Source organism: [Mycobacterium] manitobense, assembly GCF_025821665.1.
Classification (GTDB): Bacteria; Actinomycetota; Actinomycetes; order Mycobacteriales; family Mycobacteriaceae; genus Mycobacterium; species Mycobacterium arseniciresistens.
In genome coordinates, this window is sequence record NZ_JACKSJ010000207.1 from 1 (window position 1) to 672 (window position 672).

The 672-nt window shown below is 69.9% G+C and carries 1 protein-coding gene and 1 pseudogene; both read left to right on the forward strand.

Going from position 1 to position 672, the window contains the following annotated elements:
- Positions 1 to 238, forward strand: a pseudogene (locus H7I41_RS23235) (hypothetical protein); the annotation flags it as partial.
- Positions 239 to 274: 36 nt separating this feature from the next.
- The coding region (locus tag H7I41_RS23240; RefSeq protein ID WP_264014985.1) for a chloride channel protein at positions 275 to 672 on the forward strand (398 nt) is incomplete at its 3' end.

A 672-nucleotide genomic window follows, 5' to 3' on the forward strand; every position in this document is an offset into this window, starting at 1 on the left:
GGGGGCGCGGCGCGGGCAGGGTCCCCCCGTGGAGCCGATGACCGCCGAGCTGGTCGCCGGCGAGGCCGGCCCGCTGGCCGAGAACGAACTCATGGATCCCGACCACGTGCCGAGTTCGTTGACCGCCGGCGAGGCCGGCCCGCTGGCCGAGAACGAACTCATGGATCCCGACCACGTGCCGAGTTCGTTGACCGGCAGCGTGCGGAGGATGCTCAACGAGTTGGCCGGCTGGCCATGATGCGGAGTATCACGATCCTGGCCCGATAATGTGTCCATGACGAAACCGACCGGCACGCTGTGGATCTGCGTGGTGGCGACGTTGGCCGGTGTGGGGATCGGATTCGTCGGCGGTGCTTTCCGTTGGTGTCTGCACGTCGCCGAGCGCTGGCGGGTCGAACTGGTCGAGTGGGTGCACCAACTTGCCGATCCCGGCTGGGTGGTACCGATCGCGTTCGCCGCGGCCGGCGCGACCGCCGCCGCGCTCGTGGTCCGGTGGGTACCGTTGGCCGCCGGCAGCGGAATCCAGCACGTGGAGGCGGTCTACCGCGGCACGGCGCAGCCACCGGGACTGTTGCTGTTGCCCGCCAAGTTCATCGGTGGCGTGCTCGCGATCGGTTCGGGGCTGGTGCTGGGACGCGAGGGGCCGACCGTCCACATGGGAGCGGTGATCGG